Source organism: Micromonospora globosa (genome assembly GCF_000717585.1).
GTDB lineage: Bacteria > Actinomycetota > Actinomycetes > Mycobacteriales > Micromonosporaceae > Micromonospora > Micromonospora aurantiaca.
This window is the reverse complement of the sequence record NZ_JNZR01000010.1, coordinates 47245-70431: the sequence shown is the minus strand read 5'-3', so window position 1 is coordinate 70431 and position 23187 is coordinate 47245. Positions and strand designations below refer to the sequence as shown.

Annotated in this window: 20 protein-coding genes; 5 read left to right on the top strand and 15 right to left on the bottom strand. The window is 74.6% G+C overall.

Annotation, left to right across the window (positions count from 1 at the left end; translation table 11 throughout):
• Positions 1-172 precede the first annotated feature (172 nt).
• From alaS to IF06_RS0112130, 6 genes are all read right to left on the bottom strand, one after another.
• Positions 173-2854 carry an alanine--tRNA ligase gene (gene alaS / locus IF06_RS0112155; RefSeq protein ID WP_030271036.1) on the bottom strand — a complete coding sequence of 894 codons (2682 nt, stop codon included), beginning with the start codon at positions 2852-2854 and terminating at the stop codon, positions 173-175.
• The gene (locus tag IF06_RS0112150) at positions 2851-3156 is read right to left on the bottom strand and encodes a hypothetical protein (protein WP_013285491.1); all 306 of its coding nucleotides are present in this window, start codon (positions 3154-3156) and stop codon (positions 2851-2853) included. Before IF06_RS0112150 ends, alaS begins: the two co-directional genes overlap by 4 nt.
• Before the next feature lie 32 nt (positions 3157-3188).
• Positions 3189-3650, bottom strand: a complete 462-nt coding sequence (locus IF06_RS0112145) for a DUF948 domain-containing protein (protein WP_013285490.1) — start codon at positions 3648-3650, stop codon at positions 3189-3191.
• A gap of 146 nt (positions 3651-3796) precedes the next feature.
• On the bottom strand, positions 3797-4414 hold the full coding sequence (locus IF06_RS34860) for a hypothetical protein (protein ID WP_013285489.1): 618 nt from the start codon (positions 4412-4414) through the stop codon (positions 3797-3799).
• 2825 nt (positions 4415-7239) lie between these two features.
• Positions 7240-8730 (bottom strand): replication-associated recombination protein A, encoded by a 1491-nt coding sequence (locus IF06_RS0112135; protein ID WP_030271033.1) that lies wholly within the window; start codon positions 8728-8730, stop codon positions 7240-7242.
• 74 nt (positions 8731-8804) lie between these two features.
• Positions 8805-9017: a hypothetical protein gene (locus IF06_RS0112130; protein WP_013285485.1), complete on the bottom strand. Its 213-nt coding sequence runs from the start codon at positions 9015-9017 to the stop codon at positions 8805-8807.
• A gap of 132 nt (positions 9018-9149) precedes the next feature.
• Here IF06_RS0112130 and IF06_RS0112125 point away from each other — a divergent pair, with 132 nt between their 5' ends.
• Positions 9150-9890, top strand: coding sequence for a GNAT family N-acetyltransferase (locus IF06_RS0112125; protein WP_030271031.1), 741 nt, complete (start codon positions 9150-9152; stop codon positions 9888-9890).
• A gap of 87 nt (positions 9891-9977) precedes the next feature.
• Here IF06_RS0112125 and IF06_RS0112120 read toward each other — a convergent pair whose 3' ends face one another.
• The 4 genes from IF06_RS0112120 to aspS all read right to left on the bottom strand — a co-directional run bounded on the left by IF06_RS0112120 (position 9978) and on the right by aspS (position 14688).
• On the bottom strand, positions 9978-11327 hold the full coding sequence (locus tag IF06_RS0112120; protein ID WP_030271030.1) for an MFS transporter: 1350 nt from the start codon (positions 11325-11327) through the stop codon (positions 9978-9980).
• Entirely contained in the window at positions 11324-11947 is a 624-nt protein-coding gene (locus IF06_RS0112115; RefSeq protein WP_013474882.1) for an ArsR/SmtB family transcription factor, read from the bottom strand. Before IF06_RS0112115 ends, IF06_RS0112120 begins: the two co-directional genes overlap by 4 nt.
• Positions 11948-12008: 61 nt before the next feature.
• Complete coding sequence (locus tag IF06_RS0112110) at positions 12009-12818, bottom strand: SDR family oxidoreductase (protein WP_030271028.1); 810 nt, start codon at positions 12816-12818, stop codon at positions 12009-12011.
• Between the two features lie 64 nt (positions 12819-12882).
• Complete coding sequence (gene aspS, locus IF06_RS0112105; RefSeq protein ID WP_030271027.1) at positions 12883-14688, bottom strand: aspartate--tRNA ligase; 1806 nt, start codon at positions 14686-14688, stop codon at positions 12883-12885.
• A 149-nt stretch (positions 14689-14837) separates the two neighbouring features.
• Here aspS and IF06_RS0112100 point away from each other — a divergent pair, with 149 nt between their 5' ends.
• Entirely contained in the window at positions 14838-15536 is a 699-nt protein-coding gene (locus tag IF06_RS0112100) for a DUF998 domain-containing protein (RefSeq protein ID WP_036310672.1), read from the top strand.
• A 59-nt stretch (positions 15537-15595) separates the two neighbouring features.
• On the opposite strand, the gene IF06_RS0112095 is transcribed toward IF06_RS0112100, so the two are convergent.
• Positions 15596-16645, bottom strand: coding sequence for a S1 family peptidase (locus tag IF06_RS0112095; protein WP_013285478.1), 1050 nt, complete (start codon positions 16643-16645; stop codon positions 15596-15598).
• 202 nt (positions 16646-16847) lie between these two features.
• Positions 16848-17324 (bottom strand): winged helix-turn-helix transcriptional regulator, encoded by a 477-nt coding sequence (locus tag IF06_RS0112090; RefSeq protein ID WP_013285477.1) that lies wholly within the window; start codon positions 17322-17324, stop codon positions 16848-16850.
• A gap of 56 nt (positions 17325-17380) precedes the next feature.
• Here IF06_RS0112090 and IF06_RS0112085 point away from each other — a divergent pair, with 56 nt between their 5' ends.
• Positions 17381-17881, top strand: coding sequence for a PaaI family thioesterase (locus IF06_RS0112085; protein WP_013285476.1), 501 nt, complete (start codon positions 17381-17383; stop codon positions 17879-17881).
• 116 nt (positions 17882-17997) lie between these two features.
• Here IF06_RS0112085 and IF06_RS0112080 read toward each other — a convergent pair whose 3' ends face one another.
• From IF06_RS0112080 to IF06_RS0112070, 3 genes are read right to left on the bottom strand one after another with little or no spacing between them, the layout of a single operon-like run.
• Entirely contained in the window at positions 17998-18939 is a 942-nt protein-coding gene (locus tag IF06_RS0112080) for an acyl-ACP desaturase (protein ID WP_013285475.1), read from the bottom strand.
• Between the two features lie 51 nt (positions 18940-18990).
• Positions 18991-20331 (bottom strand): histidine--tRNA ligase, encoded by a 1341-nt coding sequence (gene hisS, locus IF06_RS0112075; RefSeq protein ID WP_013285474.1) that lies wholly within the window; start codon positions 20329-20331, stop codon positions 18991-18993.
• 54 nt (positions 20332-20385) lie between these two features.
• The gene (locus IF06_RS0112070; RefSeq protein WP_030271023.1) at positions 20386-21105 is read right to left on the bottom strand and encodes an MBL fold metallo-hydrolase; all 720 of its coding nucleotides are present in this window, start codon (positions 21103-21105) and stop codon (positions 20386-20388) included.
• A 236-nt stretch (positions 21106-21341) separates the two neighbouring features.
• Here IF06_RS0112070 and IF06_RS0112065 point away from each other — a divergent pair, with 236 nt between their 5' ends.
• On the top strand, positions 21342-22211 hold the full coding sequence (locus IF06_RS0112065; protein WP_013474876.1) for a peptidylprolyl isomerase: 870 nt from the start codon (positions 21342-21344) through the stop codon (positions 22209-22211).
• Positions 22212-22305: 94 nt separating this feature from the next.
• The gene (locus IF06_RS0112060) at positions 22306-23148 is read left to right on the top strand and encodes a peptidylprolyl isomerase (RefSeq protein WP_013285471.1); all 843 of its coding nucleotides are present in this window, start codon (positions 22306-22308) and stop codon (positions 23146-23148) included.
• The last annotated feature ends 39 nt before the right edge of the window (positions 23149-23187 follow it).

The following is a 23187-nucleotide window of genomic DNA, read 5'->3' as shown; positions in this document are numbered from 1 at the left end:
CCCCGCCGGTACGGGCCAGGGCGGACCGGGTGGTCCGCCCTGGCGTACATCCGTGCACTCATGCCGTGCCGGCTGGGCATGCCCTCACGGCCCTCGCTCCGCTCGGTGCGTTCGCTCATGCCGTGCCGGCCGGGCATGCCCTCACGGCCCTCGCTCCGCTCGGTGCGTTCGCTCATGCCGCGTCGGCGACCGCCCGCTCGACGGTGACCAGCAGGTTCGGCGCCTCCGTCGCGGGCAGGCCGCCGCCCTGGGCCAGGTCGTCGCTACCGCCGCCCCGGCCGGAGAACGCCGCCTTGACCAGGTCCTTCGCGCTCAGGTTCCGCCCCCGGGCGGCCTGGTTGACGGCCACCACGAGCGACGCCTTGCCGTTGGCCCGGGCGGCCACCGCGATCACAGCCGGGCGGGCCGCGTCGATCCGGCCCCGGATCTCCTGAGCGAGGGTCCGCACGTCGTTCGCCGCCGCGCCCTCCGGCGCCTCGGTGCCGACGTACGCGACGCCGCGCACATCCTTCGCCTGCGCCGCCAGGGCGCCGGCCCCGCCGAGCACGAGCTGGGCGCGCAGCTTCTCCAGCTCCTTCTCCGCGTCGCGCAGCTGGGTGACCGTCTGCTCCACCCGGTCGGCGACCTGCTCCCCCGGCACCCGGAACAGCTCGGCCAGCCGGGACACCAGCAGGTGCTCACGGGCCAGGAAGCCGAACGCGTCCATGCCGACGAGCGCCTCGATCCGGCGTACGCCGGAACCCACCGACGCCTCGGAGAGGATCTTCACCAGGCCGAGCTGGGCGGAGCGGGCCACGTGCGTGCCGCCGCACAGCTCGCGGGCGTAGTCACCGACCTCGACGACCCGGACCCGCTCGCCGTACTTCTCGCCGAACAGGGCCATCGCCCCGATCCGCCGGGCCTCCTCCTGGCTGGTGACGAACGCGTGCACCTCCAGGTCGGCCAGCAGCACCTCGTTGACCTGCTGCTCGACGTCGTGCAGCACGCTCGGCGCCACACCCGTCGGGGTGTTGAAGTCGAACCGCAGCCGGCCCGGCGCGTTCAGCGAACCCGCCTGGGTCGCCGACTCACCGAGGAAGTTGCGCATCGTCTGGTGCACCAGGTGCGTGGCGGTGTGCGAGCGGGAGATCGCCCGGCGGCGGGACACGTCGATCTCGGCGTACCCGGTCTCCCCGGAACGCACCTCGCCGCGCACCACCTTGGCCCGGTGCACGATCAGGCCGGGCACCGGCTGCTGCACGTCGAAGACCTCGACCTGGCCGCCGCCCACAGTGATGAGCCCCTGGTCGGGCTGCTGGCCACCACCCTCGGCGTAGAACGGGGTGGTGTCGAGCACCAGCTCGATCGTGTCACCCTCGACCGCCGCCGAGACCGCGGCGCCGCCGGACAGCAGCGCGCGTACCCGCGACTCCCGGCTCAGCTCGGTGTAGCCGGTGAACTCCACCGGACCGCCGCCGTCGAGCACCGACCGGTACGCCGACACGTCGGTGTGCCCGGTCTTGCGCGCCTGCGCGTCGGCCTTGGCCCGGCTGCGCTGGTCGGCCATCAGCCGGCGGAAGCCCTCCGCGTCGACCTGCAACCCCTGCTCGGCGGCGATCTCCAGGGTCAGGTCGATCGGGAAGCCGTACGTGTCGTGCAGCTGGAACGCCTTGTCGCCGGAGAGCGCCGCCTGGCCGGCCGACTTGGTCTCGGCGATGGCGGTGTCCAGGATCGTGGTGCCGGCGCGCAGCGTGGCCAGGAACGCGTCCTCCTCGGCGTACGCGTACTGGGAGATCCGGCCGAAGTCCTCGGCCAGCTCCGGGTACGACGGCGCCATGCAGTCGCGGGCCACCGGCAGCAGCTCGGGCAGCGCCCGGTCCTGGTAGCCCAGCAGCCGCACCGCCCGGATCGCCCGGCGCATGATCCGCCGCAGCACGTAGCCCCGGCCCTCGTTCGACGGGGTCACCCCGTCGCCGATGAGCATCAGCGAGGTACGCACGTGGTCGGCGATCACCCGCAGCCGTACGTCGTCCGGGTGCGACTCGTTGGCCGCGTGACCGGAGTGCACGCCGTAGCGCTTGCCGGTCAGCTCGGCGGCCCTGTCGAGGATCGGCTTGACCTCGTCGATCTCGTAGAGGTTGTCCACGCCCTGCAGCAGCGAGGCCATCCGCTCCAGGCCCATGCCGGTGTCGATGTTCTTCGCCGGCAGGTCACCGAGGATCGGGAAGTCCTCCTTGCCGACGCCCGGACCGCGCTCGAACTGCATGAAGACGAGGTTCCAGAACTCCAGGTAGCGGTCCTCGTCGACCTCCGGGCCGCCCTCGCGGCCGTAGGCCGGGCCGCGGTCGTAGTACAGCTCGGAGCACGGGCCGCACGGGCCGGGGATGCCCATCGACCAGAAGTTGTCGGCCTTGCCGCGGCGCACGATCCGCTCGGCCGGCACGCCGGTGGCCCGCCAGATGTCGTACGCCTCGTCGTCGTCCAGGTAGACGGTGGCCCAGATCCGCTCCGGGTCCAGCCCGAAGCCGCCCGCCTCGACCGGCTTCGTGGCCAGGTCCCAGGCGAGCGGGATCGCCCCGGACTTGAAGTAGTCACCGAAGGAGAAGTTGCCGTTCATCTGGAAGAACGTGCCGTGCCGGCTGGTCTTGCCGACCTCGTCGATGTCCGGCGTCCGGATGCACTTCTGCACGCTCGTCGCCCGCGCGTACGGCGGGGTCTGCTGGCCCAGGAAGTAGGGCACGAACTGCACCATGCCCGCGTTGATGAACAGCAGGTTCGGGTCGCTGATGGCGGGCAGCGGAGCGGACGGAACCACGGTGTGCCCGTTCGCCTCGAAGTGGGCGAGGAACCGCCGCTTGATCTCCGCCGTCTTCATCGCTGGTGGTCCTCCGGGAAAATCTCTCGGTCACCGATACGCGGGTCCTCCCGCAGCTCGGCGAACTGGTCGTCGTACACCTCGCCGCGGGCGAAGGCCTCGTGGATCTCCTGCTCACGCTCGGCCATGCCGACCCGGACGTCGTCCACGAACGCCCGGAGCGACTCGACCAGACCACCGGCGGACTCGGACAGCCCGCTGGCGATGCCGGCCGGGGTGTACGCCTGCGCCGTCCGGGTGGCCTTGCGCACCACCAGGACGCCCACGGCCAGCCCGATGCCCAGCCAGAACAACCGCCTCATGTTCTCATCCTTCCCGCGTACGCCGGCCGGGGTCAGCGGTTGCCGCGCTTGGCGGCGCGACGCTGCTGCTTGATCGTGTCGCGCACCTCGCGCTCGGTCTCGGCGTGCCGGCGGGCGGAGGCGGCCCGGCGCACGCCGTACCCGAACGCGGCCACCTTGACCAGCGGGTTCGCGGCGGCGGCGGAGACCACGGTGGCCAGGTTCGCCACGTTCGCGGTGACGTTCTGCGCGTGGCTGGTCATGGTGTCCACCTTGGCGAGCTGGAGGTTCACCCCGTCCAGCGAGGTCTGCACCTGCTCCAGCGCCACGTTGACGTTCTTCACAGTGGTGTTCACGTCGCCCAGCAGCGGCGCGGTGCGCTCGTTCACGTCGGTGATCATGCGGGTCGTCGCGTCCACGGTGTGCCGCAGCCGCAGGATCGGCACCGCGAGCACGAGCACCAGCATCAGGAACGCGCCGGCCGCGATCAGCGCAGCGATCTCTCCACCACTCACGCGAAAGTCCTCCTCAAGCAGTGTCCCGGAACCCGACGCCCCGGAACGCGCGACCGTACCTACCCACTTCGCGCCACGCCGACCCGGTCACCGGGCACGGACGGGCGTGCCAGCCCCAGACCCTACCGTCCGTGATGAAAGTCGGCTCACGACGGTGAGGGGGTCGCCTCGCCCAGCGGGTCGTCGGTCAGGGTCGGGTACGGATCCTCACCGGTGAGTGACGGATCGGTGGTCGGCGTCGGTCCGGTGCGCTCGTCGTCGATCGCGTTGCGCACCTTCACCGACACCAACGAGCCGGTGCACTCCGCCGCTGCGGGCGCGGGCGGCGCGGTCGGCGCGGGCGCCCCGTCCACCGGCGGGGGCGTGCAGGTGCGGTCGCGCACCCACAGGTCGAGCGTGAGTTCGTCCCGGCGCCAGCAGGTGTAGCTACCAGGGACCTTCTCGTCCGGGCAACGGTCGACCTTCCAGCGCCGCCAACCGTCCCCGGCCAGCGCCTCCTCGTAGACCGCGACGGTCTCCTTCCACCCCTGCTCCGACTCGACGGAGCGTTCACGCAGGCGGCAGTCCTGGAGGCACCAGCGGCTGCCGCTGACGTTGTCGACCGTGTTGCTCTGTGCCCAGGCGGGCACGGCGAGCGCGTCGAGGGTGTCGAAGACCGGGTCGCGGCTGAGCGTACGCATCCCGAAGTAGAGCGGCACCGCACCGAGCAGCACGAGGCTGACCAGGGCGAGGATGCCCAGCCGCAGCCGGCTGCGTTCGCGCATCTGCCGGCGCAGCTCCGACCGGGCGCCGCGCAGACCACCGGCCTCCGCGCCGCTGTCGTCCGGTCCGGGACCGCCGGGCCGCGGCGCGCCGCCCGCAGCGGGCCGTGGCCCCGCGGGCTCCCCCGGGGGTACGACCACAGCCGCCCGGGCCGCCGCCGGTGTCGCCGCGTTGCCCGGTCCGGTCCGGTCCGGCTCCGCTCCGGGTGGCGTCGCCCGTCCGGTGGTCCGCTCGTCCGGCGCGACCGGGCGGGCCACGCCGGCTGCCGCGCGGGCGGTCACCGGGGCACCGGGCGGCACCGGGCCGTCGCCTGCCGGCCCTCTGGCACCGGGGGCCACCGGCGGACGAGGCCCGGCACCGGGCCGGGTGTCGTCGGGGCGTGCCACCCCGCGTCCGTCGCCACCGGGTCCAGCCGGACCGGCTCCGGGTCCAGCCGGACCGGCTCCGGGGCGGCCGGCGCCGGCCGGAATCCCCCCCGTGCGATCGACGTCACCACGCGGACCGGGACCGGCCGGACCCGCGGGGGCACCACCGGGACGGCCACCGCCGGCCGGAATCCCACCCGTGCGCTCGACGTCGCCGCGCGGGCCGGGAGTGGGCGCGACACCGGGGCGGGCCGCGCCGCGGGCCGGGCCGGGCCTACCGGGCGACGGGTCGGACGGCTGAGGCCGGGCCGGGGGCACGACCGGGCCGGGCTGGTCGGGGCGGACCGCCGGTTCGGCGCGCGCCGGCACGTCGGGGCCGGGCGGTCCGGGCCGCCGGGACGGCGTACCCGGCTCGGGACGCACCGGCGGGACGGCGACGCCGGCCCGGCCGGCGGGCGCTTCGGAACGGCCGGACGGCTGGTCGGCCGGAGCGCCGGCCGGGCGGCGGGTGACCGGCATGGCGGGGTCGGTGTGTGGCGTGCGACCCGCCTGCCGCAGCCAGTCGGCGGGCCGGTCGGGCCGTTGCGGCCGCGGCTCACCGGCGTCGTCACGGGCGGCCCGGCGACCGGGTGTCTCGGCGCCGACGCCGGTACCGCCCGGCTCGTCGGGCGCGGTCCGGCGGCCGTCGGGCGCGGCACCGCGGCCGGCGGGCGCGCCGCGGCGGCCGGCGGGCGGGGTCGGGCCGGTCGCCGGGCTGCCGGAGACGGGCGCGCCCGGCAGGTCCGGCGCGTTTCCGCTGCGCGGTACCGGGGAGCGGTCCGGGGCGGCCCGCCGGCCGGTGCCCGGAGTGGGCACGGCTGCGGAGCCGCCGCCAGGGGCGGGCACGTGGTGGCCGCCGGTGGGCTCGTCGTGCCGGGCGCGTCGCCCGCCACCGGAGACCGGGGCGGCGTCCGGAACGACTCGTCCGGCCGGCCCGCCGGATACGACGCCTTCCGGCGCGGCGCGACGGCCCGCACCGGAGACCGGCCGGGTACCGGGCGGAACATCGTCGGCACGGGCCCGGCGGCCCGCCCCCGAGACCGGCTGGGTGCCGGGTGCCACGTCATCGGGGCGCGCTCGGCGTCCCCCCGGAACGGGCTGGACGGCGTCGGCGTCCTCGGCGCGCGCCCGGCGGGCACCACCGGAGACCGGCTGGATGCCGGCGGTGTCGTCCGGCCGGGCCCGGCGGCCGCCGGACGGCGGCGGGATCGTCGGATCGGCCTGGTGCGGGACCTCGGGCCCGGCTCCGTGCCGGCCGCGGGGCGTCGGCGGTACGCGGCTGTCGCCGTCGGCGGGCGGGCGGCCCGGGGCGGCGGGTGCCCGGCCGGGCGGTGGCGCAGCGGGCGGGACGCGGGTGCCGGCGACGGGCGGCTGCTGGCCGGTGGGTCCGTCCACGCGGCGGCGGTACGGCGCGTCGGCCGGACGGGGCGCCTCGGGCACGCCGGGCCACGGACCGTCGACGGGGCGGCGCGGGGCACCGGCTTCGGGGCCGCCCGGCCAGGGGCCGTCACCGGGCCGGCGCGGGGCACCGGTCTCGGGACCGCCGGGGCGCACCGGCGGCGCGGCCGGACCGGGCGTGTCGGGGCGGCGCATGACCGGCGGACGCGGACCGGGCCGGCCACCACCGGGCGGCGTCTCCGGGCCGGGACGGCCACCGCCGGAGGGCGCGTCCACGACCGGTGGGCGGGCCCCCGGCGGCGTGTCCGCGGCCGGACGCCCGGGGGCCGGGGGCATGTCCACGCCGGGCCGGCCGGACGGCGGGGCGGTGTCCACGCCGGACCGTCCCGGCGGCGGAGGCGTGTCCATGCCCGGTCGACCGGGGGCCGGGGGCGCAGCCGGACCCGGACGGCCGGTCACGGGCGGCAGCGTCGGGTCGGTTCGGCCGACCGGAGCGGGCCCGCCCGGATGGGGCCGGCCGGGCGTGTGCGGCGCGGCGGGCGGCGGAACGGCCCGGCCGGGAGTCTGCGGCGCGGCAGCCGGGGGCGGAACGGCCCGGCCGGGAGTCTGGGGCGCGCCGGCCGGCGGAGTACCGGGCCGGCCGGCGGGCGAGGGTGGCGGAACCGGCTGACCGGTCGAGGGCGGCGGGGAGCCCGGTGCCGGGGGCCGCGGAGCCTGTCGGCCGCCGGGTGGCATGCCGGGGCCCGGCCCCGGTGCGGCGGCCGGGCGGGGTGGCCGGGACGGCTCGCCGTCCGGCCAGGACGGATCGGCGTCGGGCCGCGGCGCGGGCACGCCCCCGTCCGGTCCGAGTTCGCCGCCCTGCTGCTTGGCGGTGCGCAGGTCGTCGATCCAGCCGAGTTCCTCGCCGACGACAGTCGGGTCCAGCTCGGGCTCGGCCCGGCCGCGTCCCCACCGGCGGCCCTTGCCGCGCGGGTCGCGCCGCTCGTCGGGGCCGTCCGCCGGCCGCTCCGGACCACGCGCCATCACTACTGACCCCCCTCGGCGGCATCGCTGCCGCCCTCACTCGCCCCGCTGGACTGCTCGCCGCCCCCCACCCGGGCCCCGTTCGCGGCGGCCGGGGCGCCGGCCTCCGCCCGGGTCGCCGGAGCCGGCAGCCCGCGCACGATCCGGCGCAACAGCGGCAGCCGGGTGGCCACCGCCCGCTCCGCGCCGTGCCCGCTGGGCTGGTAGTAGTCGGTTCCGACGAGGTCGTCCGGAGCGTACTGCTGGGTGACCACCCCCCGGTGGTCGTCGTGCGGGTAGCGGTAGCCGGCGCCGTGGCCGAGGCCCCGCGCGCCGGAGTAGTGGGCGTCGCGCAGCCCGCGCGGCACCGCGCCGCCACGACCCGCGCGTACGTCGGCGACGGCGGCGCCGATCGCTGTCGTGGCCGAGTTCGACTTCGGCGCGGTGGCCAGGTGGATGACCGCCTGGGCCAGGTTCAGCTGTGCCTCCGGCAGGCCCACGTACTCGACCGCGTGGGCGGCCGCGGTGGCCACGGTCAGCGCGGTGGGATCGGCCATTCCCACGTCCTCACTCGCGAAGATCACCAGCCGGCGGGCGATGAACCGGGCGTCCTCCCCGGCCACCACCATCCGGGCCAGCCAGTGCAGTGCCGCGTCCACGTCCGAGCCGCGCATGCTCTTGATGAACGCGCTCGTCACGTCGTAGTGGGCGTCGCCGTCGCGGTCGTATCGCACCGCTGCCACGTCGACCGCCTGTTCGGCCACTGCGAGGTCGATCCGGCCGGTGCCGAGCGCGGTCGCGGTGGCAGCCGCCGCCTCCAGCGCGGTGAGCGCCTTGCGCACGTCGCCCCCGGCGAGCCGGACCAGGTGGTCCTCCGCCTCCTCGGCCAGGACCAGCGCGCCGCCGAGCCCGCGTTCGTCGGCCACCGCGCGGCGCAGCAGGCCGCGTACGTCGTCGTCGTCGAGGGCCTGGAGGGTGAGCAGCACGCAGCGCGACAGCAGGGGCGAGATGACCGAGAAGTACGGGTTCTCGGTGGTCGCCGCGAGCAGCGTGACAGTGCGGTCCTCGACCGCGGCGAGAAGCGAATCCTGCTGGGTCTTGCTGAACCGGTGCACCTCGTCGATGAACAGCACCGTCGGCGGGCCGCCGGACCGGCGCTGCCGGCGGGCGGTCTCGATCACGGCGCGGACGTCCTTGACGCCCGCGGTGAGCGCGGACATCGCCACGAACCGCCGGTCGGTGGCCCGGGCCACGAGGTGCGCGATGGTGGTCTTGCCGCTGCCCGGCGGCCCCCAGAGGATCACCGACATCGGCGCCGCGCCCTCGACCAGCTGGCGCAGCGGCGCCCCCGGCGCGAGCAGGTGCTCCTGCCCGACCAGCTCGTCGATGCCGGCCGGCCGCATCCGCACCGGCAGGGGCGAGTCCGCCCGGGTGTCGGTGAAGCCGTCGGCGCCGCCCGCGCCCGCGGGTGCGCCGGCCGGCTCGCCGAGGGTGAAGAGGGCGTCCGATTCCATCACGAAGACAGTACCGGGCCGGGCCGACGACGCCGGAATCGCGCCGCCGCCCCGACCCGGGTGGTCTTTTCCGGTCAGCCGCGACCCGGCCGCCGGCCCCGGTACCACCGGCCGCCACCGCCGCCGCGCGGGCCGGAGCCGACCCCGGCCAGGTAGAGCGAGAGCAGCAGGAAGCCGATGAGCATGAGCGTCGTGGTGCTGAACAGATCGGGCGCGCCGAGGTCGGTGTTCATGAAGTCGAGCAGCAGCGCGAAGCCGAACACGATGGCCGCGAGAATGGCGAGCATGTCGTTCCTCCGGTGGGGGTTCCCAGCAGGTCGGCGACGGATGTACCCAATCGGTCTGTTCGTCAATCTCCACCGTGGAACAGGCGGTGCCTCGGCCCTCGGTACCAGCGGGGATGGTCGTACGCTGGCGGAATGATCACGGTCGACGAGTCGCTGACCGAACGGGAGGGGCTGCTCGCCGCGGCCGGCCACCACCCGTACGCCCGGCACGCGCTCCGGCGCGGCGGGGCCGTACGGGGATGGCGGCACGACGGCGCGGTCGGATGGCTGCTGCCACCGGGTGGCTGGTCGGCCGGCGGGGCGGTCGGCGCCCCCGGCCCGGCGCTCGACGTGTTCGCCGCCCAGCGGGCGGACGGGACGCTGCGGGCCGGTCAGTCGGTCAACCTGTCCCACGCCGATCCGGACGAGGTGGCCGCGCGACTGCCGGTGGCCCGGCTGACCGAGTGGGACCTCCTCTGGGCCACCGGCCCGCCGCCGCACCAGCCGGAGCAGGAGCGGGTGGTACGCCTCACCGAGGCCGACCACCCCGCCCTGGCCGCGCTGATCGAGGAGGCGTTCCCGGCCACCACGTCGCGGCCGGGCGAGCCGGGCATCGTCGACTGGTACGGCATCCGCGACGGTGACCGCCTGCTCGCCTGCGGCGCCGACCGCAGCCGCGGCGACATCGGCTTCCTGGCCGGGCTGACTGTCGCACCGAAGCATCGCGGCCGAGGGCTGGGTGCGGCGCTGACCGCCGGGATGACGTGCGCCCTGTTCGGCAGGTACGACGCCGTGGCGCTGGGCGTCTACCCGGACAACGTGGGCGCGATCCGGCTGTACCGCCGGCTCGGCTTCACCGCCGCCGAACGCCGCACCTCCGTCGAGCTCGCCTGACGCGCGACGCCCCGACGGCGTGGGTGGAACGCCATGGGTGTCGAACGACGTCCGAGACACCCATGGCGTTCCACCCGGCCGGTCGGATCAGTCGCGGCCGGCGGGAGCGGGCGCGGCCACCGCGGGGGCCGCGTCGAGGGGCGGGCCGGCGTGGCCGGGGCCGCCTACCGTCGACTCCGGTTCCACGGTGACGTCCTGCCGGGTACGGCGGGCGGCCCGCCAGGCCGGCAGGTAGAGCGGCGCGGCCACGGCGAGCATCACCGCGCCGACGACCATGGCGATGCTGACGCTCGTGGCGTCGGCCAGCGCGGTCAGCGTCACCGCGCCGAGCGCGCCGGCCGGCTGGGCGGCCATCGAGTTCAGCGAGAGCACGCTGGTCCGGTACGGGCCGTCGACCTGCCGGTGCAGCAGTCCCATGTGCAGCGGGTTCGACGCGCCGTGCACGGCGTAGCAGGCCAGGTACGCGATGAGCACACCGACCGGGCCGGCCAGCAGGCCCATGCCGACCACCGTCACGCCCTGCAGGATGCGCATCAGCGCGGCGGCCGGGGCCGCGCCGAGGCGGCGCAGCAGGAACGGGGTGAGCGCGGCACCGGCGGCGTTCGCGAGCCAGGCCGCCGTGCCGGCGGGGCCGAGCAGCGCCGCCGCGCGGTCCGGGTCACCGAGCACGTCGGCGAGGCGTACCGGGAGCAGCGACTCGAAGGTGACCATGCCGAAGCCCCAGAACAGCTCGACGGCGACCAGGGCCGCCAGCACCCGGTTGCGGCGCAGCAGCCCGACGGCCTGCCCGACCATCCGGGGCGCGTCGACCACCGAGGCGCGCAGCGCGGCCGGGCCGGACGCGGGCCGCCGCTCCGCCATCAGCGCCAGCAGCGCCACGATGGAGACGGCCTGGAGCACGGCGGCGACGATCACCGGCAGGGCCAGCGCGCTGACCGGGCCGACCGGGCCGAGCGCGACCAGGCCGCCGCTGAGCAGCGCGCCCGCGCCGATCGCGACACCGATCACGGTGCCGGCCCAGCCGAGGCCGCGCTCGTATTCGGCCTTCGGGTCGACGGCGAGCGTGGCGTCGACGTACCAGGATTCCATCGGGCCGCTGTCGAGCGCCCGGTAGACGCCCTGCAACGCCCAGACCAGGAAGAACATCCAGAACGAGTCGGCGACCGCCATCAGCGCCAGCGAGCCCAGGCCGAGCACCCAGGCGACGACCAGCACCGGCTTGCGGCCGAGTGCGTCGGCGAAGCCGCCGGTGGGCAGCTCCAGCGCCAGCACGACGAGGCCCTGCGCGGTGGCGACCAGGCCGATCTGCGACAGCGTGAGCCCGCGTTCCTGCATCAGCAGGATCATCACCGGCATGAGCAGGCCGCTGGGCAGCCAGCGCAGGCCGTACAGCGTGAGGTAGCGGAACCGGATCTGGCGTACGGACAGCGCGGTCACGGCTTCTCCTCGGTGGACGGCGGGGCGGGCCGCGGGAACGCCGCGTCCATCGGGAGGGCGGCGAGGTAGAGCTGGACCGTCTCGGCGTCGGGATCGTCGGGGTCGGTCTCGTCGCGGTGCCGCTCGAAGAGCGCGAAGACCTCCTCCTTGATCGCTTCGAGCCGGGAGACCGGGATCCGCATGAAGAAGTCGCCCATGCCGAACGCGTCGCGCCAGGCCGGTCCCCACTGGTGCCGCTGGGCGAACCAGCGTTCGGCGTGTCCGGCGAAGAAGCGGACGTAGTCGGCCTCCAGCCACTCGATCGCGGCCCGCGAGTCGGGGTCGTCGTCGAAGTCGCTCGACTCCCAGTTGGTGACGTCGTGCGCGGCCCGCCAGTAGCGCTGCCGGCCGGTGCCGAGGTTGGGGTCCTCGACCACGAGACCGACCTCGGCGAGCTGGCGCAGGTGGTAGCTGGTCGCGCCGCTGTTGGTGCCGAGCATCTCGGCCAGGGCGGTGGCGGTGGACGGGCCTGCCACGCGCAGCGCCCCGATCAGCCGCATGCGCAGCGGCTGGGCCAGCGCGCGAACCTGACGGTGGTCGATGCGTACGGCGCGTTCCTCGGGCCGCTTCTTCTCCTCCATGAGATGCACAATATCTGTGCACACTTTCCGTGCACAAGACGCTTGCAAAGAATCTGTGCAACTAGCCGTACAGCTCGGTGATCCCGCGCAGCCGGGTCCGCAGCAGCCCCGCGGCACGGCTGGAGTCCAGCACCACCTCGCCCGGACGGTGCAGTCCGGCGGCGGCGATCGTGGTCGTCCGCAGCCCGCCCGCGTCCGCCCCGTCGTGCCGGGCCACCAGCAGGCCCAGCTCGGCGCGGCTCACCGCGTCCGGCCCGGCCACGTTCAGCAGCCCGGCGTAGTCGCCCGGCACCAGCTCCAGCACCGCGGCGGCGAGGTCGGCGACGTGCACCGGGCAGCGCAGCTCGTCGGTGAACAACGTGGCCCGGCCGGCCAGCGCGTCCCGGCAGAGCTGGATCTGCTTGCTGCCCTTCCCCACGATCAGCGACGTCCGCACCAGCACGGCGCCCGGATCCACCGCCCGCACCGCCGTCTCCGCCGCCGCCTTCGCCGCCCCGTACGGGTGCAGCGGCGTGGGCACGTCCTCGTCCGCGTACGGCTTCGGGCGCCCGGCGTGCAGCGCGTCGCTGGACAGGTGCACCAGCCGGGCGCCCACCTCGGCGGCGGCGACCGCGATGTGGGCCGCCCCGTCCGCCGTGACCGCCCAGTCGTCGTACCGGTAGGGGGTGGCGACGACGGCGTCGGGGCGTACCCGGGTCAGCAGCTCGCGCACGGCGGCGCGGTCGGTCACGTCGAGCCGGTGCGGCGCGACGCCGGGCACCGCCACGGCGGTGGAGTGGTACGTGCCGGCCACCCGGTGCCCGGCGGCGACCGCCTGCCGGCACACCTCGGCGCCGAGGAACCCGCTGGCTCCCACCACGAGCAGACGCATCAGTCCCCCTGAAGATCGAAAAGGCCCGCGTCATCATGACGCGGGCCCTTCGACGAGGCGAGGATCAGGTGGGGTCGGCCACCGGCGCGGCCGGGCCGGCGGTGCCGGCGTGCGGGCCGGCCGGCGCCTTCGGCTTGGCGTCGATGCCGGCCTCGGCGCGCTGCTGCCCGGTGATCGGGGTGGGCGCGCCGGTCAGCGGGTCGAAGCCGCCCCGGGTCTTCGGGAACGCGATGACCTCGCGGATCGAGTCCGCGCCGGCCAGCAGCATGCAGACCCGGTCCCAGCCGAACGCGATGCCGCCGTGCGGCGGGGCGCCGTACTTGAACGCCTCCAGCAGGAAGCCGAACTTGTCCTGCGCCTCGTCGGCGGTGATGCCGAGCAGGTCGAACACCCGCTGCTGCACGTCGCCGCGGTGGATACGGATCGAGCCGCCGCCGATCTCGTTGCCGTTGCAGACGATGTCGTACGCGTAGGCGAGCGCCCGGTCCGGTGCCTCCTCGAACCGGTCCACCCACTCGGCGTTCGGCGAGGTGAACGGGTGGTGCACGGCGGTCCAGCCGCCCTCGTCAGTGCGCTCGAACATCGGCGCGTCCACGACCCAGCAGAACGCCCAGGCGCTCTCGTCGATCAGGTTCGCCCGCTTGGCGATCTCGATCCGGGCCGCGCCGAGCAGTTCCTGCGCCTCGCGGGTGTTCGTGCTCGCGGCGAAGAAGACCGCGTCGCCGGGCTTCGCGCCGACCGCGTCGGCCAGGCCGGACAGGTGCGCCTCGGACAGGTTCTTCGCCACCGGGCCGCGCGCCTCGCCGGTCTCGGCGTCCAGCACCACGTACGCCAGGCCGCGCGCGCCGCGCGCCTTGGCCCAGTCCTGCCAGCCGTCCAGTTCCTTGCGGGTCTGCGACGCGCCGCCGGGCATGACCACCGCGCCGACGTAGCCGCCCGCGTCGATCGCGCCGGCGAACACCCGGAACTCGGTGCCGCGCAGGTAGTCGGTCAGCTCGGTCAGCTCCACGCCGTAGCGCAGGTCCGGCTTGTCGGAGCCGTAGCGGGACATGGCGTCGTGCCAGGTGATGCGCGGGATCGGCCGGGCGATCTCGTGGCCGGCGAGGTCCTTCCACAGCGCCGAGACGATCGCCTCGCCGAGGTCGATCACGTCGTCCTCGGTGACGAACGACATCTCGATGTCGAGCTGGGTGAACTCCGGCTGCCGGTCGGCGCGGAAGTCCTCGTCGCGGTAGCAGCGGGCGATCTGGTAGTACCGCTCCATGCCGCCGACCATCAGCAGCTGCTTGAACAGCTGCGGCGACTGCGGCAGCGCGTACCAGCTGCCCGGCTGCAGCCGCACCGGCACCAGGAAGTCGCGGGCGCCCTCCGGGGTGGAGCGGGTCAGCGTCGGCGTCTCGATCTCCAGGAAGTCCCGCTCGTGCAGCACGCCGCGGGCGATCTGGTTGGCCCGCGAGCGCAGCCGCATGGCCTTGGCCGGGCCGCCCCGGCGCAGGTCCAGGTAGCGGTACTTGAGCCGGATGTCGTCGCCGGCCTCGATCTGGTCGTCCACCGGCAGCGGCAGCGGCGCGGCCTCGGAGAGCACCTCCAGCTCGGACGCGGTCACCTCGACCTCGCCGGTGGGCAGGTCCGGGTTCTCGTTGCCCTCCGGGCGGCGGGTCACCTCGCCGGTGACCTTGACGCAGAACTCGTTTCGCAGCGCGTGCGCGTCCTCCTCGCGGAAGACCACCTGCACGACGCCGGAGGCGTCGCGCAGGTCGACGAAGATGACACCGCCGTGGTCGCGCCGGCGGGCCACCCACCCGGCGAGCGTCACCGTCGAGCCGGCGTCCGCGGCGCGCAGGCTTCCGGCATTGTGGGTACGGATCACGGCTGGCGTCTCCTCAATCTGGTCCACTCACTGCTCCCCCGCATTCTGTCAGGGCGGGCGGGCCCGCTCCCGGGCACCCGTCGAGCCGGTCCGCCCCGACGGTGGCGAAAGCGCCGTGCGGGCCGGGTCCGGCGGTCTACCGTGGCCGGGTGCGTGCCGTACCGAGCTGGGCCGTCGTCACCGCGGCCGCCGCGCCCGCGCTGCTGGTCGCGGGCTGGACGGTGGCGGGCGCCCGCCAGGGGCCGGGGTACGACCCGGTGCGGGACACGATCAGCGAGCTGGCCGGTGAGGGCGCCACCGATCCGTGGCTGATGGCCGGCGCGCTGGTGCTGCTCGGCTGCTGCTACTGCGCCACCGCCGCCGCGCTGCACGCCGCCGGGCTGCCGAGCCGCTTCCTGCTGGCGGTCGGCGGGGTGTCCACCGTCGCGCTCATCGCGTTCCCCCGGCCGCAGGTGGGCGGTTCCCCGGCGCACGGGGTGGTGGCCACCGTGGCGGTGCTCGCGCTGGCGCTCTGGCCGGCCGGGTCGGCGCTGCGGCTGCCCCGCAGGGTGCCGCGCGAAGTGGCCGCCTCCCCGGCGGGCCGGCCGCCGTGGGCGTTCCGCCGGCCGGTGGCGCTGGCCGTGACGGCCGTGCTGCTGGCGTTGTTCGGCTGGTCGGTGGCGGAGGTGACGGGCGGCTCCCGGACCGGGCTGGCCGAGCGGGTGGCGGCGCTCGCGGTGACGCTCTGGCCGCTGGCGGCGGTGCTGTCGGCGCGGCGGGCCCACCGGCACTGGACGGTCCGGCCGTCGGACCCGCCCCGCCCGGACGGCCCGCCGGTCGGTCCGGGCCGCCTCGGGGCAGGCACCTGAGACGGGTACGCGGAACGGGCCGCCGGTCACCCGGCGGCCCGTTCACAGCGGTGCGTGGATCAGAAGACGCTCACGCCGTAGCGGCTGAGGGCCTCGGTGACCGGCTGGAAGTAGGTGGTGCCACCGGTGCGGCAGTTGCCGCTACCACCGGAGGTGAGGCCGAGCGCGACGGTGCCGGCGAACAGCGAGCCGCCGCTGTCGCCCGGCTCGGCGCAGACGTTGGTGCGGATGAGGCCGGAGACGCTGCCCTCGGCGTAGTTCACGGTCGCGTTGAGGGCGGTGACGCTGCCGCTGCGCAGGCCGGTGGTGCTGCCGGAACGGCGGACGGACTGGCCGACGTACGCGTTGCCGGCCGAGGTGATGTCCTGGAAGCTGCCGTTGTAGAGCGACACGTTGCCGGCCGCGTTGGCCGAGTTGTTGTGCCGGACGATGCCGTAGTCGTTGCCCGGGAAGCTGGTGCCGGTCCGGGTGCCGAGCAGGCTGGTCTGCGCGGAGTTGCTGTACCAGCTCGACGAGATGTTGGTGCAGTGACCCGCGGTGAGGAAGTAGTAGGTCGAGCCGCTGCGGACGTTGAACCCGAGCGAGCAACGGCCCCCGCCGCCGGCGTAGATGGCCTGGCCGCCGGAGATCCGGGTGCTGAGCGTGCCGGCCTCGGCCTCGATGCGGATCGCGCCGTTGTGACGGGCGGCGGCGGCCTTGACCCGCTCCAGCTTGGCGCCGGTGACGGTGCTGTCGACGGAGACGACGACCTGGTTCGTGGCCGGGTCGGTCCACCAGGCGGTGCCGGGGATCTTGGCGGAGCGCTCCAGCTCGCTGGTGGCGGCGTTGAGCTTGTCCGCGCCGCGCGCCACGATCTTCGGGATGGCACCGGCGGCGCGCACCTGGCGGGCGGTCGCGGTGTCGGTCACCGTGACGACCATCTTGCCGCTGGCGTCGGCGTACGTGCCGGCCGCGCGGGCACCGAGCTTCTCGACGAGGGTGGCGGCGGCGTCCGGCGAGAGGGCCGTGGGGGCGGCCTGCGCGGGTGCGCCGAGCAGCGAGCCGGTGACCAGGGTGCCGGCGACGGCGACTGCGGCGGCGCGGCGGAGCGTGGACCTCGTGGGTCGCATGTAACAACCTCCGAATGGGGGTGAACGGGCGCTGTCATGGGGGCGCGCCCGAGGACAACCCGGGCGACCTGGGGAAACCGCCCGGGTGCCCAAAGTATTCACATATTTAAGATCGTAAGCAAGACATGACTTTGCCCGGATTCGCACCCGCGCCCGATGTAACGCCGGAGCAACAACATCGACATCATCTGTCAGAGCCGGTTCAGGGCGTACGGCGACGGGCGCCCGGACCCGGGCGGGGCAGCACGTCCCGCGCCCCGGTGATCTCGTGCCCCTCGCCGCAGCGCAAGGCGACCCGGACCTCGGCGCCGCAGTCACGGTGCGCCACGCTCAGCGGCGAGCCCTCCGGGTCGGCCAGGTAGCGGTCACCCCATCCGAGCACCGCGACGAGCACGGGCCACAGGTCCAGGCCCATCTCGGTGAGCCGGTACTCGTGGCGCGGCCGGCTGCCCGGCTCGCGGTACGGCTCCCGGCGCAGCACACCGCGCTCGACGAGCATGGCGAGCCGGTTCGTCAGCACCTGGCGCGGAATGCCGGTCCGCACCCGCATGTCGTCGAACCGGCGTACGCCGTTGAAGACCTCGCGGAGCACGACGAGGGTCCACCGCTCGCCGAGGATCTCCATGGCGCGTGCGATGGTGCAGTTCTCCACCGACCAGTCCAGTGCCGCGGGTCTCATGCCGACCAGGCTAGGTCTGATTGACAGACTCAGCAACGCGCTGCGAGGCTGAGTCCATGACGCAGACGCAGGAGCGCACCCGCACGTTCACCTGGTCCGACCCGGCGGCCGGCGCCGCGCACCTGGGCCGGCGCAGCGGCCTGGAGCTGATGCAGGCGATGATCGCCGGCGAGCTGGACGCGCCGCCGATCATGCACCTCGTCGACATGTCCCGGATGGAGGCCGAGGAGGGGCGCGTCGCGGTCGAGCTGCTGCCGCAGGAGTTCCACTACAACCCGCTCGGCACCGTGCACGGCGGCGTCATCTCCACGCTGCTGGACACCGCCGCGGCGTGCGCCGTGCACACCACGCTGCCGGCCGGCGTCGGCTACACGTCGCTGGACCTCAACGTGAAGTTCCTGCGCCCGGTAACCGTCGACACCGGCACGCTGCGCTGCGAGGGCACGGTGCTCCAGCGAGGCCGCCGTACCGCCCTGGCCGAGGCCCGCCTGACGGACCCGGCCGGCCGCCTGGTAGCCCACGCCACCTCGACCTGCCTCATCTTCCCCCTCCCCTGACCGCCCCGCTCGTTCTCGGCGATCTTGCAGTTGCGGCCCCCGCGGCGCCGGTTTCGCGGCAAATGCGGGGGCCGTAAGTGCAAGATCGCGCGGGAGAGGAGGGAGAGGGGCGGGGGTCAGGCCTGGGTCGTCGCGGAAACGCGGGCGGCTCGGGCGGCTCGGCGGTCCTCGAAGCGGGACGCCTGGGTCTCCAGGGTGTCCAGGTGGGCGGCGATCTGGTCACGGGCGGCCTCGCCGTCGGCGTTCAGGCCGGTCACCTCGAACAGGTTCCACTGGCGCAGCACCGGCATCACCACCTCGTCGCGGTGCTGGCGCAGGTCGTAGATCCCGGCCAGCGCGATCGCCACCGACTTGCGGGCGAAGCCGTCGATGCCGACACCCGGCATCTGGAAGTTGGCCAGCACGTCGGCGACGGCGCGCATCGCCTGCGACGGCGCCAGCTCGAACGCCGCGCCGAGCAGGTTGCGGTAGAAGACCATGTGCAGGTTCTCGTCCGCGGCCACCCGGGCCAGCAGCGCCTCGCACATCGGGTCGCCGGTGGCCCGGCCGGTGTTGCGGTGCGAGATGCGGGTCGCCAGCTCCTGGAACGACACGTACGCCAGCGAGTGCAGCATCTCCTGGTCGTGGACGTTCTGGTAGCCCGCCGACATGTGCACCATGCGGGCCCGCTCCAGCGCCACCGGGTCCACCGCCCGGGTCACCGTGAGGTAGTCGCGGATCGCCGTGCCGTGCCGCCCCTCCTCGGCGGTCCACCGGTGCACCCAGGTGCCCCACGCGCCGTCGCGCCCGAACAGGGTGGCGATCTCGTGGTGGTACGACGGCAGGTTGTCCTCGGTGAGCAGGTTGACGATCAGCGCGGTACGCGCCACCTCGGGCAGCGTCGAGTCCTCCGGCGACCAGGCCTCGCCGCCCAGCGGGCCGTCGAAGGTGCGGCCCTCGCTCCACGGCACGTACTCGTGCGGGAACCACTCCTTGGCCAGCGACAGGTGGCGGTCGAGGTTCTTCTCGACCACCGGCTCGAGTTCGGTGAGCAGAGCGGTCTGGCTGAGCACGGTCACGACGTTCTCCCTACGGTGGCGTAACTTACGCCACCGTAGGTCGAAACGTCGTCAGGCGCCAGTGCCGGCCGGGCCGACCAGCGGTTTCAGGTCCGCCCGAGGCGGCGTCCACTCCCCCGCCGCGGCGGGCACCTGCTCGCCGGAACGGATGTCCTTGACCTCGTCGCCCTCCGCGCCGGGGAACCAGACGTACGGGATGCCACGCCGCTCGGCGTACCGGATCTGCTTGCCGAACTTGGCCGCCGACGGGGACACCTCGGTGGGCACACCGCGCGACCGCAGCGCCGCCGCGACCGCGTCGCTGGCCGCCCGGTCCTCCTCGGCGGTGACCGCCACCAGCACGCAGGTCGGCACCGAGCGGGACACCGACAGCGCCTCGGCGCCGAACAGCAGACCGAGCAGCCGGGTCACCCCGATCGAGATGCCCACCCCCGGGAACCGGACGTTGCCCGAGCTGGCCAGGTTGTCGTACCGGCCGCCGGAGCAGATCGAGCCGAACCGCTCGTAGCCGATCATCTGCGTCTCGTAGACCGTACCCGTGTAGTAGTCCAGGCCCCGCGCGATGCGCAGGTCGGCCACGCAGAGGCCGGGTGCGTGCGCGGCGGCGGTCTCCACCACGGCGGTCAGTTCCGCGACGCCCTCGTCCAGCAGCGGGTCGCTCACCCCGAGGCCGCGCACCGCGTCGGCGAAGGAGGCGTCCGGCGCGGAGATCTCGGCCAGCGACAGCACGGCCTTGGCCTGCGCCTCACTCGCCCCGGCGGTGCTCGCCAGCAGCTCCGTCACCCCGGCCGGGCCGATCTTGTCGAGCTTGTCGACGGCGCGCAGCGCCGCCTCCGCGTCGGTCAGCCCGATGCCCCGGTAGAACCCCTCGCAGATCTTGCGGTTGTTGACCTGGATGCGCACCGGCGGGATCGGCAGCGACCGCAGCGCGTCGCCGATGACCAGCGGCATCTCCGCCTCGTAGTGGGCCGGCAGGGTGTCCCGGTCGACGATGTCGATGTCGGCCTGGAGGAACTCCCGGTACCGGCCCTCCTGCGGACGCTCACCGCGCCACACCTTCTGGATCTGATAGCGGCGGAACGGGAACTGCAGCTTGCCGGCGTTCTCCAGCACGTAGCGGGCGAACGGCACGGTCAGGTCGAAGTGCAGGCCGAGCGCGTCGTCGCCGGCCGGGCCGTCGGTGTCGGCCTGCAACCGGCGCAGCAGGTAGACCTCCTTTGCGGTATCCCCCTTCCGCAGTAACTGATCCAGCGGCTCCACCGAGCGGGTCTCCAGTGGCGCGAAGCCGTACAGCTCGAACGTGGCGCGGATCCGGTCGAGCACGAACTGCTCGATCATCCGCTGAGCCGGCGTCCACTCGGGGAAGCCGGAGATGGGCGTGGGCTTGCTCATGGCGTACTCCTCGATCCCGCGCGGGGCGCGGGCGAACGTCGTGGGTCGCGGCGGTCAGAGGCCTCGGGTGGGCGCGGCCGGGCGCGCGCCGCCGGTGCCCGCCACCTCGACGAGGTACGGGTTGGTCGCGCGCTCGCGGCCGATCGTGGTCGCGGGGCCGTGGCCGGGCAGGACGACTGTGTCGTCGGCCAGCGGGAGCACCTTGTCCCGCAGGCTGGACAGCATCCGGGGCATGCTGCCGCCCGGCAGGTCGGTGCGGCCGATCGAGCCGGCGAACAGCACGTCACCGGAGAGGCAGATCTGCTCCGCCTCCCAGCGCGAGCCGGCGCCGGGCAACCGGAACAGCACCGACCCGCCGGTATGGCCGGGGGCGTGGTCGACGGTGATCTCCAACCCGGCCAGCGACAGCGTCGCGCCGTCGGTCAGCTCGGCCACGTCGTCCGGCTCGGCGTACGGCAGCCGGCCGCCGAACAGCTGGGTCAGGTCCATCGACAGCGCCTTGCTCGGGTCGGCCAGCAGCTCCCGGTCGTCCGGGTGGACGTAGGCGGGGATGCCCCGCGCACCGCAGACCGGGGCGACGGAGAACGTGTGGTCGAGATGGCCGTGGGTGAGCAGCACGGCGGCCGGGTGCAGGCGGTGCTCGGCGAGCACGGCGTCGAGCCGGTCGAGCACCCCGATGCCGGGATCGACCACCACGCACTGCTCCCCCGGCCCGGTCGCCACCACGTAGCAGTTGGTGCCGAAGGCGTCCGCGGGAAAGCCGGCCACGAGCACGTCGCTCCCCTTTCCGTCCGGTCGTCGTCTGCCTGCAGCCTAGTCGTAGCGGCCGGCGAGTTCCGTCCGCCACCGGCCCGGTCCGCCCCGGCCGGGCTGAGACGGCGGGACCTCGTACACCACATTCACAGTCGCTACCCGTACACTCTGGCGGGCGTGTGGCGTGGCGCACCCCGATCGGAACGGCGGACGGCGCCCGGCGCCGGCGGCGATCAGGCAGAGGAAGGGGAGCGCGCGTGGCTTCCAGCAGGGACCGGCAGCGCAAACTGGCGCGCGCCAAGCTCGACCGGCAACTCGCCCGGCGGGCGGCGGTCGCGAAGCGCCGCCGGCAGATCCGGGCCGGCGTGGGCGCCGCGGTGGTGCTCGTGCTGATCGTGGCCGGCTCCGCCTGGGCGCTCGGCGCGTTCGACTCCGAGCCGGAGAAGAAGGCCGCCGAGGACGTCTGCCTCTGGAGCGCGGAGGACGGCGCCGTCAACACCAACCTCAAGGACGTCGGCCAGCCGCCCACCACGGGCCTGCCCACCTCCGGCACCCGCCCGATGACGATCACCACCAACCAGGGTGGGCCGATCACCGTCGAGCTGGACCAGACCGACGCGCCGTGCGGCGCGGCGAGCCTGAGCTACCTGGCCGGCCGGTCGTTCTTCGACAACACCACCTGCCACGAGATCACCGCCGAGGGCGCGCTGCGCTGCGGTGACCCGACCGGCACCGGGCTCGGCGGCCCGACCTACTCGTTCTACGACGAGAACGTCCCGGCCGCGCCTGAGCCGAGCCCGTCGGCCTCGCCGGCGCCCGGGCAGCCGGCGACGTACCCGAAGGGCACTGTCGCCATGATCGGCAACCCGCCCGGCAGCAACGGCAGCCAGTTCCTGATCTTCTTCAAGGACGCCAGCCCGGCCAAGCCGGCCTACTCGGTGGTCGGCAAGGTCACCGGTGGGCTCGACGTGGTGGAGAAGATCGGCGCCATGCCGACGGTGGACAATGGCAACGGCGCCAAGGTCAAGCCGAAGACGCAGGTGCTGGTCCAGAGCGTCACAGTCGGCGAGCCCGGCGCGGCGCCGGCCGGCAGTCCCGCGCCCTCGCCCAGCGCCAGCGCGGGCTGACCCGACAACCCGATCCGGCGGCCCCGCCGCCGGTGACCCACACGTGACCGGCGGCGCGCGCGCCGACCCCATACGCAGCAGGTGAGGAGTGACCGTGACGTCCACCAGAGACCGCCAGCGCGCGGCGGCGCGGGCCAAGCTCGAGCGGGAGATGGCGGAACGGGCCGGCCGGGCCCGCAAGCGCCGGCAGACCCAGGCGATCGTCGGGGCCGCGGCGGTGCTGGTGCTCGTCGTGGCCGGCACGGTCTGGCTCGTCGCCGCGCTCGGCGACGACGACGACAAGCAGGGCGGCACCACCGCCGATGCCGGGGCCGTCCAGTGCGCGTACACGGAGGTGCCCAAGGAGGGCCGTCCGCCGCAGATCAAGGACGTCGGCCTCCCGCCGACCCAGCAGTCCGGCAAGGGCACCCAGACGATGACCATCGACACCAACCTGGGCCCGATCACCGCCAAGATCGACCGTGCCGCCGTGCCCTGCACCGCCGGTAGCTTCACGCACCTGACGGAGAAGGGCTTCTTCGACAACACCAAGTGCCACCGGCTGGTCACCGAGGGCATCAAGGTGCTCCAGTGCGGCGACCCGAGCGCCACCGGCAAGGGCTGGCGGGACACCGACGGCACCGGCGGCCCGTCCTACAACCTGGCCGAGGAGAACCTGCCGACCAACAAGCGCCCGCCGTACCCGGAGGGTGTCATCGCGATGGCCAACTCCGGCCAGCCGGGCAGCACGGGCAGCCAGTTCTTCATCGTGTACGGCGACTCGCCGCTCGACCCGAACTACACGGTGCTGGGCACCATCACCGGCGGCATGGACGTGGTGAAGCAGGTCGCCGCGGCCGGTGACGACGGCGCGTTCGCCAAGCAGGCCGGCGGTGGTCACCCGAAGAAGGAGATCACCATGACCAAGGTGACGATGAGCCCGGTCCAGGGCGGCTGACCGCACCCGTACGACGACGAAGCGCCCGCCGGCTGATCG